Origin of the sequence: Lentzea waywayandensis (genome assembly GCF_900115955.1) — a bacterium.
Taxonomy (GTDB): Bacteria; Actinomycetota; Actinomycetes; order Mycobacteriales; family Pseudonocardiaceae; genus Lentzea; species Lentzea waywayandensis.
In genome coordinates this window covers 712,567-725,810 of sequence record NZ_FOYL01000003.1, presented here as the reverse complement: position 1 = coordinate 725,810, position 13,244 = coordinate 712,567, and the positions used below count along the sequence as shown (strand labels likewise).

The 13,244-nt window shown below is 67.9% G+C and carries 15 protein-coding genes; 6 read left to right on the top strand and 9 right to left on the bottom strand.

Annotated elements, in window-relative coordinates:
- Position 1 precedes the first annotated feature (1 nt).
- Positions 2-994 carry a dihydroxyacetone kinase subunit DhaK gene (gene dhaK, locus BM417_RS14110; protein WP_093592782.1) on the bottom strand — a complete coding sequence of 331 codons (993 nt, stop codon included), beginning with the start codon at positions 992-994 and terminating at the stop codon, positions 2-4.
- A gap of 144 nt (positions 995-1,138) precedes the next feature.
- Between dhaK and BM417_RS14105 the strand changes: the two genes are divergently transcribed.
- A complete protein-coding gene (locus BM417_RS14105) occupies positions 1,139-2,131 on the top strand; it encodes an ABC transporter substrate-binding protein (RefSeq protein WP_093592779.1) in 993 nt (330 codons plus the stop codon).
- Between the two features lie 22 nt (positions 2,132-2,153).
- On the opposite strand, the gene BM417_RS14100 is transcribed toward BM417_RS14105, so the two are convergent.
- The 4 genes from BM417_RS14100 to BM417_RS14085 all read right to left on the bottom strand — a co-directional run bounded on the left by BM417_RS14100 (position 2,154) and on the right by BM417_RS14085 (position 6,926).
- Positions 2,154-3,659, bottom strand: coding sequence for an aldehyde dehydrogenase family protein (locus tag BM417_RS14100; protein WP_093592776.1), 1,506 nt, complete (start codon positions 3,657-3,659; stop codon positions 2,154-2,156).
- An 89-nt stretch (positions 3,660-3,748) separates the two neighbouring features.
- Complete coding sequence (locus tag BM417_RS47750; protein ID WP_177320427.1) at positions 3,749-4,759, bottom strand: hypothetical protein; 1,011 nt, start codon at positions 4,757-4,759, stop codon at positions 3,749-3,751.
- A gap of 227 nt (positions 4,760-4,986) precedes the next feature.
- Complete coding sequence (locus tag BM417_RS14090; protein ID WP_093592771.1) at positions 4,987-5,223, bottom strand: hypothetical protein; 237 nt, start codon at positions 5,221-5,223, stop codon at positions 4,987-4,989.
- An 11-nt stretch (positions 5,224-5,234) separates the two neighbouring features.
- Positions 5,235-6,926, bottom strand: coding sequence for a sodium:solute symporter family protein (locus BM417_RS14085; RefSeq protein WP_093593726.1), 1,692 nt, complete (start codon positions 6,924-6,926; stop codon positions 5,235-5,237).
- 192 nt (positions 6,927-7,118) lie between these two features.
- On the opposite strand from BM417_RS14085, the gene BM417_RS14080 reads away from it, so the two are divergent.
- A complete protein-coding gene (locus BM417_RS14080) occupies positions 7,119-7,646 on the top strand; it encodes a hypothetical protein (RefSeq protein ID WP_093592768.1) in 528 nt (175 codons plus the stop codon).
- Here the strand turns inward: BM417_RS14080 and nucS are convergent.
- Complete coding sequence (gene nucS, locus BM417_RS14075) at positions 7,643-8,302, bottom strand: endonuclease NucS (RefSeq protein ID WP_093592765.1); 660 nt, start codon at positions 8,300-8,302, stop codon at positions 7,643-7,645. The genes BM417_RS14080 and nucS overlap by 4 nt on opposite strands.
- A 54-nt stretch (positions 8,303-8,356) precedes the next feature.
- On the opposite strand from nucS, the gene BM417_RS14070 reads away from it, so the two are divergent.
- On the top strand, positions 8,357-8,893 hold the full coding sequence (locus BM417_RS14070; protein ID WP_218164463.1) for an NUDIX domain-containing protein: 537 nt from the start codon (positions 8,357-8,359) through the stop codon (positions 8,891-8,893).
- Here BM417_RS14070 and BM417_RS14065 read toward each other — a convergent pair.
- Positions 8,890-9,816 (bottom strand): GlxA family transcriptional regulator, encoded by a 927-nt coding sequence (locus tag BM417_RS14065; protein ID WP_093593723.1) that lies wholly within the window; start codon positions 9,814-9,816, stop codon positions 8,890-8,892. The genes BM417_RS14070 and BM417_RS14065 overlap by 4 nt on opposite strands.
- Positions 9,817-9,925: 109 nt before the next feature.
- Here BM417_RS14065 and BM417_RS14060 point away from each other — a divergent pair, with 109 nt between their 5' ends.
- A complete protein-coding gene (locus BM417_RS14060; RefSeq protein WP_093592760.1) occupies positions 9,926-10,504 on the top strand; it encodes a DJ-1/PfpI family protein in 579 nt (192 codons plus the stop codon).
- Positions 10,501-10,908: a hypothetical protein gene (locus tag BM417_RS14055; protein ID WP_093593720.1), complete on the top strand. Its 408-nt coding sequence runs from the start codon at positions 10,501-10,503 to the stop codon at positions 10,906-10,908. The genes BM417_RS14060 and BM417_RS14055 overlap by 4 nt, the downstream gene beginning before the upstream one ends.
- Here the strand turns inward: BM417_RS14055 and BM417_RS14050 are convergent.
- A complete protein-coding gene (locus BM417_RS14050) occupies positions 10,905-11,606 on the bottom strand; it encodes an SDR family oxidoreductase (RefSeq protein ID WP_093592757.1) in 702 nt (233 codons plus the stop codon). The two genes, BM417_RS14055 and BM417_RS14050, sit on opposite strands and share 4 nt — an antisense overlap.
- Positions 11,607-11,708: 102 nt before the next feature.
- Here BM417_RS14050 and BM417_RS14045 point away from each other — a divergent pair, with 102 nt between their 5' ends.
- On the top strand, positions 11,709-12,563 hold the full coding sequence (locus BM417_RS14045; RefSeq protein ID WP_093592754.1) for a helix-turn-helix transcriptional regulator: 855 nt from the start codon (positions 11,709-11,711) through the stop codon (positions 12,561-12,563).
- On the opposite strand, the gene BM417_RS14040 is transcribed toward BM417_RS14045, so the two are convergent.
- Positions 12,478-13,236 (bottom strand): enoyl-CoA hydratase-related protein, encoded by a 759-nt coding sequence (locus BM417_RS14040; protein WP_093592751.1) that lies wholly within the window; start codon positions 13,234-13,236, stop codon positions 12,478-12,480. The two genes, BM417_RS14045 and BM417_RS14040, sit on opposite strands and share 86 nt — an antisense overlap.
- Positions 13,237-13,244: the final 8 nt, after the last annotated feature.

Genomic DNA, 13,244 nt, shown 5'->3' with positions numbered 1-13,244 from the left:
CTCAGACTCCCCACCGCAGTGCGGGCGTGTGGACCGGCGCGTCCCACAGGGAGATCATCTCGTCGTCCAAGCGAAGAAGCGTGAGACTCATGCCCTGCATCTCCAGGCTCGTGATGTACGGGCCGACCAGCCTGCGTTCCACGATGATCCCCCGATCGGCCAGCAACTGTTCCGCGATGCCGTGCGCCAAGTACAGCTCGATCAACGGGGTCCCGCCCATCGAGTTCGTGAACAGCAGCACCCGATCCCCTGAGGAGAACGGCAGGTCTTCCAGAATCGGTTCCAGCAACGCCGACACCATCTCGGACGCGGTACCGGCAGGCACGCGATGCCGGCCCGGCTCGCCGTGGATGCCGATGCCGATCTCCATCTCGTCGTCGGCCAGTTCGAACGACGGCGAGCCCACGTGCGGCACGGTGCACGACGTCAAAGCCAGACCCATCGAGCGCACCGACGCGATCACCCGTAAGGACAGCGCCTCGCAGGCCGCCAGATCATCGCCGCGCTCCGCCGCCGCGCCCACGATCTTCTCCAGCAGCACCGTGCCGCCGACGCCCCGCCGCCCGGCCGTGTACAGCGAGTCCTTCACCGCCACGTCGTCGTCGATCACGACCGACCTGACCTCGGACTCCGCGAGCTCACCGGCCATCTCGAAGTTCAGCACGTCGCCGGTGTAGTTCTTCACGATCAGCAACGCGCCCGCGCCGCCGTCCGTCCGCACCACCGCGTCGAGCACCTGGTCCGACGTCGGCGACGTGAACACGGGGCCCGGACAGGCCGCGTCGAGCATGCCCCGCCCGACGAACCCGCCGTGCAACGGTTCGTGGCCCGACCCTCCACCCGAGATGATCGCGACCTTGCCCTGTGCCGGCCCGTCCGCGCGCACGATGACCGCTGGGTCGTAGTGCACGGTCAGCAAGTCGGAATGGGCTGCCTGCATGCCCCGCAGCGCGTCCTGCACCACGGTTTCCGGATCGTTGATGATCTTCTTCATCGAACAGCCCTCCCGATCGTCGGTGACCGTGTTCCTTCTTACTCCGGGGGTCTGACACTCGGAACGGGCAAAGGACCCCGCTACCGTTAGGTCGCCCTAAGAAATGCAGGTCAACATCACGTTCCGTAGTGGAGGAACAACGTCGTGTCGAAGAGAGCAGCGCTGCTCGTAGCAGTCGCCCTGACCCTGACCGCCTGCTCCAGCACGCCGGACAAGCCGACCGTCGCCCAAGGTGGCGAGGACTTCGGCAAGGCGTACGAGCTGAGCAACGGTTTCGGCACGACGCAGAAGCCCGGCGAGTTCCCCCGCACCATCAAGCACGCGATGGGTGAGACCAAGCTCGAGAAGAAGCCCGAACGGGTGATCGTGCTCGACACGGGTGAGCTCGACAACGTCGTGGCGCTCGGCATCAAGCCCGTCGGCATCGCCTACACCGACGGCTCGCCGACCATGCCGTCCTACATCGGCGACAAGGGCGGCACGCCGGAGAACGTCGGCACGACCAACAACCTCAACCTCGAGGCGATCACCAAGCTGAACCCGGACCTGATCCTGGGCTCGCAGCTGCGCGCGGAGGCCCTCTACCCGAAGCTCGCCGCGATCGCCCCGACGGTGTTCAGCGTGCGCCCCGGCTACGTGTGGAAGGAGAACTTCCTGCTCAACGCGGCCGCACTCGACCGCCAGGCCGACGCGGCGAAGATGCTCGAGGACTACACGAAGAAGGCCACCGAGACCGGCGACGCCATCGAGAAGAAGCTCGGCGTGCGCCCGACGGTCACGGCGCTGCGCTTCATGCCTGGCCGCATCCGCCTGTACGCCAAGAAGTCGTTCATCGGCACGATCCTGATCGACGCCAAGATCGGCCAGCCGACCTCGTCCCAGGTGGACGACCTGGCCGCCGAGGTCAGCGCGGAGCAGATCAGCAAGGCCGACGGCGACTTCATCCTCTACTCGACCTACGGCGACCCGGCCAAGACCGCGCAGGCCTCGGTGCTCGGCGGTCCGTTGTGGACCGGCCTGAACGCCGTGAAGGCCGGCAAGGCCAAGCCGGTCCTCGACGAGACCTACTTCCTCGGCCTCGGCGTGCTCGCCGCGAACGTGGTCCTGGACGACATGAAGACGCAGCTCGGCGTCTGAGAACCTCCGCCGCGGATGCTCTTCAGCGCCCGAAGAGCATCCGCGCGAGGCGCAGCATCTGCTTGCCCGCCATGGAGGACCTGTCGAACGTCGCCATGTTGATCAGCGACGAGAACTTCAGCTTCGTCACGGCCTTGGCGTAGGTGAACTCGCGCAGGCCGTCGTCGCCGTGGATGCGCCCGAACCCGGAGTCGCCGACACCGCCGAACGGCAGCCCGGGAATCGCCGCGTAGGTCAGCACCGAGTTGATCGACACCATCCCGACCCGCAGTTCGGACGCCAGTTCCTCGCCACGCGACTTCGAGAACACGGCGGCACCCAGCCCGTACTTCGACTGGTTCGCGAGCCGCACGCCCTCCAGCGCGTTCGGCACCCGGTTGATCACCACGGTCGGCCCGAAGGTCTCCTCGGTGACCGCCAGCGAGTCCTCCGGCACGTCCACCAGCACCACCGGCTCGACGTACGGCGGCCTGATCGAGTCCGGCCCGCCCACGAGTGCCTTGCCACCGCGGTCCAGCGCGTCCTGCACGTGCTCGCGGATGATCTCCACCTGCGACGGCATCGTGATCGGCCCGAGGTTCGCGTTCGGCTCGCCACCCGGCTTGAGCTTCTTCGCGCGCTTCACGACGATCTCGGTGAACTCGTCGGCGACGTCCTCGGCCACGTAGATCCGCTCCACGCCCGCGCACGTCTGGCCGGCGTTGGACACCGCACCCCAGATCGCGGCCTCGGCGGCGGCGGTCAGGTCGGCGTCCGAGTCGACGATCAGCGCGTCCTTGCCACCGCACTCGACCAGCACCGGCGTCAGCGACGAGGCGGCCGCGGCCATGACCTTCTTGCCGGTCCGCGTGGACCCGGTGAACGCGATCTTGTCGACGCCCGCGCCGACCAGCGCCGCGCCCGTCTCACCGAAGCCCGTGACGACCTGGAAGACCGGGAACTCCGGCACCGCCTCGGTGAACGTCGACGCGAGGAACGTGCCGACGCCCGGCGTGAACTCCGACGGCTTGAACACGACGGCGTTGCCCGCGGACAGCGCGTAGGAGATCGAACCCATCGGCGTGTGCGCGGGGTAGTTCCACGGCCCGATGACGCCGACGACGCCCAACGGCCGGTACTCCAGCGTCGCGCCGTGGTTGAACATCAGCATCCCCGAGGACACCCGGCGCTTGCCCAGCACACGGCCCGCGTGCCGCGAGGCCCAGTGCAGGTGGTCCATCACCAGCGCGACCTCGACGCGGGAGTCGTCGGCGGGTTTGCCCGTCTCCGAGCTGATCAACGAGATGAACTCGTCCGAGCGCTGCGAGAGGATCTTGCGCCACGCGTCGAGCTTGGTCTTGCGCCCCTCGAACCCGAGGCCCGCCCACCACGCGGCGGCCTCGCGCGCCGAGGACACCGCGTCCTCGACCTCGGCGGCCGTGTGGATCGGGTGATGCGCGACGACCTCGCCCGTGCGCGGGTCCAGTGATGCGAACCGCCGCTGCTCGCCATCGGCCGACAGCGCGCTGTTCGAAGCGGTCTGCGTCATAGGACTCCTCCGGTACTCGCCAGTAACCTCGACACTAACGCGTACTCGAAGAACTTTCAGCCCCCGCCTGGTCCCCGTGGAGGGAGCCGTCAGGCCTGGGGCAGCGCAGGAAGAACCGCCTTGGCGAACGCTTGCGCCGCCTGGCAGCGATCCAGTTCCTTCTCCTTCGAGGCCGCGACGATGAACTCCGCGATCTCACCCGCGTCGCTCTGGTCCTTCGTCCGGACCACCACCAACTCGCACGTGGGGAACGGGCCGTCCTTGAACGCCTGGTAGCCCTTCACCCCGCCACCGAGATCGGTCTCGACCGACTTCTCGTCGAACTTGCCGTCCTTCGGGATGCGCGCCGTCTTGAACTCGATCTGCATCTGGGCGCTCTGCCCCGTCCACGAGCACTGGTGCAGACCGAACTCCAGCGAACGCGGCGAGGCACCGAGCACGGGCGAGAGCGCCGCCTTCTCGACGATCGTGCACGGGTCGACCTCGACCGGCGACCCCTTCGGCGGGCTGTACTTCTGCGGGTTGCCCTTGAGCTTGCGCACCACGCCTTCGAGCACCTTGCGCCCCGGCTCGCACGCCTCGCTGCCGTCGCTGCTGGTACCCACCTGGATCCGCACGGCCTGCGCCGGGCTCTCCTGCGTCACGACCCAGATGAAGCACGACGTGGCGCTCAGCTTCTGCTCGCCGCTCTTGAGGCTCGCGATCTGCTTGGTCGCGTTCTTCACCTCGGTGGACGTCAGCGAGTACCCGATGTCCAGCGTGAAGTTGAGCGTCTTGCCGCCCTTGTCCTTCATGTAGTTGGAGCAGCGCGTGTACGAACTGCTCGTGTACTTCGACGGCGTGCCGACCGTCTGCAGCAGGTCCTTCTCGATCAACGCGCACGGGTTGATCAGCCGCAGCCGCTCCGCCGCGAACGCCGGGTCGACGGGCTTGCCCGCCTGCGCCGACGGCTTGGTCGACGGATCGGTCGTGTTCGCGTCCGCACCCGCCTGCACGGTGCGGCGCGGCGAGTTGGTCTTGGCAAGACCCGGCCCGGTCGCACAACCGGCCATCAGCAACGCGGCGGCGGCGACCACAGCGGTGGCACGAAAACGAGGCACGACGTGCACGGTAGTGCCCTTTGCGTGCGTTCGTGGGCGGTACCCCGAGTTGAGTCGTGGCACATGTCACCCAGCGCTACGGGAACGATTCAGAAGATCGACGCGATGTACAGGGTGAAGACCCCGACAGAAGGAGAGACGTGCGAAACCGAATTCGCCGCGCATTCAACTGGCTCGACGCGTGGACGATCGAGGCCTTCAACCCTGTTTACCCTGGTCGTCCCCAGTCATAGCTCCTTGACCGGCTGCTTGTCCGTGTCCGCGAACTGAGGCCGCAGCATCGCCCAGGCAGCGAACACCGCCGACAGCGCCACCATGGCGATGCCGGCCCACAGGTTGATGTTGACCCCTTCGGCCTTCTTCAGGTCGTCGTCCGTCGTGAAGCCGAGACCGATGACGACCAGTACAACGCCGTACAGGCCGAAGAGGAAAGCGATGATCAGTCGCAGGTCGAACAACCTCATGGCAGCCTCCCTCAGCCGAAGATGAAGTAGAGAACGGTCGTCAGGGCCAGCACTCCGCCGCCGAGCAGGGCGGGCGAGCGGTACCAGCCGGCGTCCTCGCCGGTGGTGGAGTGCGACCTGTCCTTCTTGGGCGTCAGGCTGTAGACCAGCCCGACGAGCTCGCTGTCCGGCTTCGGCCGCGTGACCAGGCTGACCGCGACGCTCACGACGACGTCCACCACGAACGCGAGACCCGCGCCGAGGAAGCTCGCGCCCTGACCGGGCAGCTCCAGCAGCTTGATGCCGAACGACGGCTCCGAGATCGCGTAGATGAACATCGCGGTGAACGTGCCCGCGAGCAGACCGACCCAACCGGCGGTCGGCGTCATCCGCTTCCAGAACATGCCGACGATGAACGTCGCGAACAGCGGCGCGTTGAAGAACGAGAACAGCGCCTGGATGTAGTCCATGATGTTGGACCCGCCGAGCGCCGCCGCGATGAACGCCGTGCCGATCGCGAGCACGCACGCGCCGACCGTGGCCAACCGCCCGACGCGCAGGTAGTACTCGTCCGGCCGGTCCTTCTTGATGTAGTCCTGCCACAGGTCGTACGTGAAGACGGTGTTGAACGAACTGACGTTCGCCGCCACACCGGCCATGAAGCTCGCCAGCAGACCCGTGATCGCGATGCCGAGGATGCCGTTGGGCAGCAGGTCGCGCATGAGCAGCGGCAGCACGTTGTTGTAGACCACGCCACTGCTCGTGTCGCCGGCCTTGAGCTGAGCCATCTCCGGCACGATGATCGCGGCGATGATGCCGGGAATGATGATGATCGCCGGGATGAGTGCCTTCGGGTACGCACCGATGATCGGCGTGCGCTTGGCCGCGGACATCGACTTGGCGCTCATCGCGCGCTGCACCTCGGCGAAGTTCGTCGTCCAGTAACCGAACGACAGCACGAAGCCGAGACCGAACACCAACCCGACGACACTCCACACCGGGCTGTCGATGCCGGTGAGTTCTGTCGCGGGCCACGCGGACAGCTGCTCCGGGTCGCTGATCTTGTCGACGATGCCCTGCCAGCCACCGACCTTGATCAGACCAATGATCGTCAGCGGCGCCAGCGCGGCCACGATGACGAAGAACTGAAGCACCTCGTTGTAGATGGCGGCACTCAAACCACCGAGCGTCGTGTACGCGAGCACGACCAGCGCCGCGACGCAAATGGACACCGGCAACGGCCACCCGAGCAGCGCGTCGATGATCACCGCGAGCGCGAACAGGTTGATGCCCGCGATCAGGATCTGCGCGACGGCGAAGCTGATGGCGTTGACCAGGTGAGCCGGTTTGCCGAACCGGCGGCGCATGAACTCGGGAACGCTGCGCACTTTCGAGCCGTAGTAGAACGGCATCATCACCAGACCGAGGAACACCATCGCGGGGATGGCGCCGATCCAGTAGTAGTGCACGGTCGCCATGCCGTACTGCGCGCCGTTCGCCGTCATGCCCATCAGCTCGAGCGCGCCGAGGTTCGCCGAGATGAACGCGAGCCCGGTGACCCACGCGGGCAGCGACCGCCCCGACAGCAGGAAGTCCAGGCTGGAGGAGACGGATCGTCGTGCCATCACGCCGATGCCGAGAACCACCGCGAAGTAGACGACGAGCAACGCGTAGTCGATCGGTCCCGCGTCGAGCCGCAGGTCCGCCTCGGCCAGCACCGACACCGACACTGCCCACCTCCCAGACTTTCAACAAAGTCGAACATCACCGACCAGGAGAGGACAGTACTCCAGGTGAGCGAGTTCCTACCCCGTGTGGTTGATCACCAAACCACGAGCTGATCTGGGGCGCTCACTGAAGTCGGAAGCTGGGAAAAAACGGGTGCGCGAAACATCTTCAGGGCACACAGTCAGGCCATGACCGACGCCGCGATCACGTTCTTGGACACGCTGCCGGAAGCCCGCTACACCGAAGCGTGGGCGTACGTCCTGCACCGCATGTCAGACGTGGCGATGTACAAGCTGCAGACTGCGGCACCGGACGGCGATCGGCTGCTGGCCGCCGAAGCGGTCGCCGTGCTCGCCGGACGCATCGGCGTCGACCTGCGCTGCATCAGCTGTCACAAGGCACCGGCGAGCAACCGAGACGACTACCCGTACGGCGCGTTGTGCGACGACTGCTCGGCGAAGCTCACGACGTGGACCTGCCCCGGCTGCGGCGACGACCAGGCCGGCAGCCGCACGCGCGCGGGCGAGTCCTGCACGTGGTGTCACGCGGAACGGGAGTGGGCGAAGTGGCCCGGCCCCGCCCGCGCGGAGATCCTCCGGTTGCTGGAGGCGAAGAAGACGATCCTGGCGATCAAGCGGGTCAGGGAGGTGGCCGGCTGCGGCCTCAAGGAGGCCGTCGAGCTCGTGCACCTCCCCCACTACCGCGACGTCCGCTAGAACAGGCGGAACTCGTCCGGCTCGATCCCGCGCAACGCGTCGTAGTCCAGCACCACGCACCGAATCCCGCGGTCCTCGGCCAGCACGCGGGCCTGCGGCTTGATCTGCTGCGCCGCGAACACACCCTGCACCGGCGCCAGCAGCGGGTCGCGGTTGAGCAGTTCGAGGTACCGGGTCAGCTGCTCCACGCCGTCGATCTCGCCACGCCGCTTGATCTCCACGGCGACCGACTTGCCGGCGGAGTCGCGGCACATCAGGTCGACCGGGCCGATCGGGGTCGGGAACTCGCGGCGCACCAGGGACCAGCCGTCGCCCAGGGTGGTGACGTGCTCGGCGAGCAGCTTCTGCAGGTCGGCTTCGACGCCGTCCTTCTGCAGGCCTGGTTCGGGGCCGAGCTCGTGCTTGGAGTCGTGCAGGACCTCTTCGAGGGTGATGATCAGCTTCTCCCCCGCCTTGTTCTGCACGGTCCAGATGTCCGGGTCCTCGATCAGCCAGCAGGGCGGGCTCATCCAGTTCAACGGCTTGTACGCGCGGTCGTCGGAGTGGATCGACACAGAGCCGTCAGCCTTGATCAGCAGCAGTCGCTGTGCCATGGGCAGATGGGCGGTGAGTCGGCCTACGTAGTCGACCTTGCAGCGAGCGATGACGAGACGCACCGCGACAGGCTACGGGGTGTGTCCAGAATGCTGACGTTAGGTACGGTCCGTGGCGTGGAAAGCCTCGGCACCCGTCAGGTGTACGTAAACCCGTGGATGACCGTGCGCGAGGACGAGATCCAGCGTGCGGACGGTTCGAGCGGGATCTACGGCGTGGTCGACAAGCCCGACTTCGCGCTGATCATCCCGCTCGACGGCGAGCGCGTGCGGCTCGTCGAACAGTTCCGCTACCCGATCGGCCTGCGCCGCTGGGAGTTCCCGCAGGGCACCGCGCCGGACCGCGCCGACTCCGACCCGGTGCAGCTCGCCGCCCGCGAGCTTCGCGAGGAGACGGGGCTGCGCGCCGGCCGGATGACCGAGCTCGGCCTGCTCGACGTCGCGCCCGGCATGTCGTCGCAGCGCGGGCGCGTGTTCCTCGCGACCCAGCTCACCGAGGGCTTCCACGAGCGGGAGACGGAGGAGCAGGACATGCGCTCGGCGTGGTTCCCGCGCGCCGACTTCGAGTCGATGATCGCGAAGGGCGAGATCACCGACGCCCAGTCGATCGCCGCCTACACGCTCCTCCTGCTGCACGAGCACTCCCAACCCTAGTTCTGGCAGCCCTGAAAAGCCGCCCGGTAGCTCTGCGGTGAGGTTCCGGCGATCCGCTTGAACCTGTCGCGGAACGCCGTGGCCGAGCCGAAGCCCACGCGGCTCGCGATCAGCTCCACCGGGTCTTTGGTCGTCTCCAGCAGGTGCTGCGCCTGGCGGACCCGCGCACGGTGCAGCCACTGGAGCGGCGTCGTGCCGGTCTGTTCGCGGAAGCGCCGGTTCAACGTCCGTGTGCTCATGCCCGCCTGTTTGGCCAGGTCCTCCAGCGTGAGCTCGAGCGACGCGTTGGCCTCCATCCACCGCAGCAGGGGCTCCAGCTCCGCCCCCTGAGGCGTCACGGGCGGTGTCACGATGAACTGCGCCTGCCCGCCTTCCCTCTCCAGCGGCATCACGGCGAACCGCGCCGCATCGGCCGCCACCGCCGACCCGTGATCGCGCCGGATCATGTGCAGGCACAGGTCCAGCCCCGCCGCGGCACCCGCGGACGTGAGGAACTGCCCGTTGTCGACGTAGAGCACGTCCGGGTCGACCTCCAGCGCCGGAAACCGCTCCGCCAGCTCCTCGGCTCCCAGCCAGTGCGTGGTCACCCGCATCCCGTCCAGCAGGCCGGTCGCCGCGAACACGAACGCCCCTGTGCAGATCGACGCGATCCGCGTGCCCCTCGCCGCCGCCTGCCGCAGCGCGTCGATCAACGCCTTCGGCACGACCATGCCCGGATCGTGGCCGGGAAGAACGATCGTGTCCACTTCGGACAGCAACTCCAAGCCGTGCGGGATCTTCAGCTCGAAACAGCCCGCGTCGACAGTCCTCTTCGGACCGCAGACGCGCACCCGGTACCGCCCGACCCAGTTGAACGCGTCGACCGGCGTCGCGAAGTCGAACGGGACGACGCTGTCCATCGCTACCACTGCCACCTCGTGCACGTCCACCACCGTAGCTGGCGAGAATCCGTTGGAACATGGCATTCCAGCCAGTTCTCGCCACGCCCTCCCGCTCCTACGGTTTTGATCACCGAAGCGAGGAGTCAACGAAGTGAAAGCTCAAGTGGTGTTGTTCGACGGCTTCGACCCGTTGGACGCGATCGGCCCGTACGAGACGCTGACCGCGGGCGGGGTCCGGGCCGCACTGGTGACGGCGGAGGGTGCGCGCGAGGTCCCCGCCGGCCTGGGCCTGTTGTCCCTCAAGGCCACCGCCCAGCTCGACCCCGGTACCGACCTCGTCATCGTCCCCGGAGCGGCGGCCCTCCAGGACGAGGAGGTGTTCGCCCTGCTCAGCGCGGGTGCCGCAACGCTCGCTCCCGTGCTGAGAGAGACGAAGGCGATCATCGCCACCGTGTGCGGAGGTTCGTTGCTGCTCGGCATCGCCGGCTTGATCAAAGGCCGCAACGCCACCACCAACCACCTCGGCCTGCATGCGCTGGAGTCCATGGGCGTGAACGCCGTCCGCGCGCGGATCGTGGACGACGGCGACCTGGTCAGCGCCGCCGGCGTCAGCTCGGGCGTCGACCTCGGCCTCTACCTGATCGACCGCGAGATCGGCGCACAGCAGGCCCTGGAGGTCGAGGAGCTGTTCGCCCACGAACGCCGCGGCACCGCGTGGAGGGCCGCGTGAGCAAGCTCTTCCTCTCGCTGCACGTCCTCGCCGCCATCATCGCCATTGGCCCGGTCACCGTCGCCGCGAGCATGTTCCCGAAGGCGGTGACCACGGCCGGCAATCCCGAGCTGCTGCACCGGATCTGCCGCGTCTACGCCCTGATCGGCATCTCGGTGCCGGTCTTCGGATTCGCGACGGCCGGCGTGATGGGCGTGACCGGCCACCCCTGGGTGATCGTGTCGATCGCGCTCACCACCGCCGCCGCGTTCGTGCTGGCCCTCAAGATCCTGCCCGGCCAGGAGAAGGCGTTGAAGACCAAGGACATCAGGCACCTGGCCATGTACACGGGCGTCTTCAACCTGCTGTGGGCGACCGTGACGGTGCTGATGATCCTCCGGCCGGGCTCGACGACCGGTGCCTAGCGCTGCGAGACCGGCCGCACGACGATCTCGTTGACGTCGACCTCCGCCGGCTGCGAGATCGCGTAGGCGATGGCGTCACCGATGGCGGTCGCCGGCAGCGCGAGCTTGCGGAAGTCCTCCATCAACGACGCCGCGAAGTCCTCGGTGATGGTGTCCGCCAGCTCGGACTCCGTGACACCGGGCGAGATCACCGTGACGCGCAGGTCGTCGCGCTCCTGGCGCAGCCCCTCGGACAGCGCCCACACCGCGTACTTCGTCGCGCAGTACACGGCGGCGGTCGGCATGACCATGTGCGCGCCGACCGAGGCGACGTTCACGACGTGCCCGCCGCCGGTGAACCGCGGCAGCACAGCGGCGATGCCGTTCAGCACACCCTTGATGTTCACGTCCACCATGCGGTCCCACTCGTCGACCTTGAGGGAATCCATGAGGGACAACGGCATCACGCCCGCGTTGTTCACCAGCACGTCGACCCGTCCGTACCGCTCCACCGCAGCGTCCACAAAGGACTGGAACGACTCGCGGGAGGTCACGTCCAGCGGCGCGTAGCCGCCACCGATCTCGTCGGCCAGCGCCGCCAGCCGGTCCTCCCGCCGTGCCCCCAGGAACACCTGGTGCCCGGCCTTGGCCAGGACCCGGGCCGTCGCCTCGCCGATGCCGCTGGAAGCTCCGCTGATCACCACGACTTTTTCGCTCATGGCCACCACGATCGACGCGCGGCACGGCCGCTACCAGGACACCTTCTGCCTAGGTGTGGCACACCCAGGCAGATCACCACCGCGGGCAATAACCTCGCAGACGTGCTCGGCGAGTTCCTGAAGGCTCACCGCGCCCGCGTCAATCCGAAGGACGCGGGCCTGCCCAGCCACACCCAGCGCAAGGTCAAGGGCCTCAGACGCGAGGAGGTCGCGGTGCTGGCCGGCGTCAGCGCGGACTACTACGCCCGCCTGGAACAGGGCCGCGAGACCAACCCGTCCGCCCAGGTCCTGGACGCCCTGAGCCGCGCGCTCAAGCTCGACTCCGACTCCCGCGCCCACCTGCACCGCCTGGCCGGGGTGGTCGCCGACGAAGGCCACGCCCCCGACGTCGTCAGCCCGGAACTGCGGCAGCTCATGAGCGGCATGCACGACATGCCGGCGTTCGTGATGAACTCGCTGCTCGACATCCTCGCCACGAACGCGCTGGCCGAAGCCCTGTACGAGCCGTTCAGCCCGGCCGACAACGCCGCCAGGATGACGTTCCTCGACCCCGCCGCCGCGAGCTTCTACCCGCGCTGGAACTGGGTCGCGCAGAGCACCGTCGCGCACCTGCGGCAGACCGCCGACCCGAAGTCGCAGCGCCTCAGGCAGATGGTCGAGGAGCTCAACCAGAGCCCGGTGTTCAGGGAGCTGTGGGAGCAGCACGAGGTGCGCGGGAAGACCCAGGACGCCAAGGAGTTCGTGCACCCGGCCGTCGGCCCGATCAAGCTGAACTACCACTCGTTCGACGTCCGCGAGGCGCCCGGCCAGTTCCTGGTGGTCTACCAGGCCGATCCGGGCCCGAACGCCGACGCGCTGAAGCTCCTCGCGACTAGTCGGGCCACACGGGCGGCCGCTTCTCCAGGAACGACGCCCGTCCCTCTTTGGCTGACGGGGACTGCGAAGTCTCGGCCATGACGGACAACGCGATCTCGTACCCGTCGATCTCGGGCCGGTCCAGCTGCGCGTAGATCGTCCGTTTGCCGATCGCCTTCGACGCCCTGCTTCCCCGCGTCGCCCGCGCCAGCAGGTCGTCCGTGACGGCGTCCAACTCGTCCGCCGGCACGGCGCGATTGATCAGCCCCCACTCCACCGCCGTCGCCGCGTCGATCACGTCCCCGGTCAGCACGAGCTCCATCAACCGCTTGCGCCCGATCGACCGAGCCACCGGCACCGCGGGCGTGTGGCAGAACCACCCTGCCTTGCCACCGGGCAACGAGAACCCGGCCGTGTCCGCCGCCACCGCGAGGTCGCACGACGCCACCAGCTGACATCCGGCCGCCGTCGCCAGCCCCTGCACGCGCGCGATCACCACCTGCGGCGCGGACTGGATGGTCTTCATCAGCACGGTGCACAGCTCCAGCAGCAGCCGCACGCCTTCCTCGTCCCGCGCGTGCACGTCCGCGAAGTCGTGCCCGGCCGAGAACACCGGCCCCTCGGCGGCCAGCACGATGCCCGCCGCGTCCGACGTGCGCGCCTCGCGGAACGCGTCCAGCAGCTCCGTGAGGTGCTCGGCGGACAGCGCGTTGCGCTTGGCCGCGCGGTTCATCGTGATCCGGACGACGGACCCGTCCCGCGAAACGTCAACCATTCCGCGAC

Bases quoted from the DNA above. Each gene is read 5' to 3' on its own strand.
- dhaK (WP_093592782.1), bottom strand. From the start codon at position 994: ATGAAGAAGATCATCAACGATCCGGAAACCGTGGTGCAGGACGCGCTG.
- BM417_RS14080 (WP_093592768.1), top strand. From the start codon at position 7,119: ATGACCGACGCCGCGATCACGTTCTTGGACACGCTGCCGGAAGCCCGC.
- BM417_RS14100 (WP_093592776.1), bottom strand. From the start codon at position 3,659: ATGACGCAGACCGCTTCGAACAGCGCGCTGTCGGCCGATGGCGAGCAG.
- BM417_RS14090 (WP_093592771.1), bottom strand. From the start codon at position 5,223: ATGAGGTTGTTCGACCTGCGACTGATCATCGCTTTCCTCTTCGGCCTG.
- BM417_RS14050 (WP_093592757.1), bottom strand. From the start codon at position 11,606: ATGAGCGAAAAAGTCGTGGTGATCAGCGGAGCTTCCAGCGGCATCGGC.
- BM417_RS14040 (WP_093592751.1), bottom strand. From the start codon at position 13,236: ATGGTTGACGTTTCGCGGGACGGGTCCGTCGTCCGGATCACGATGAAC.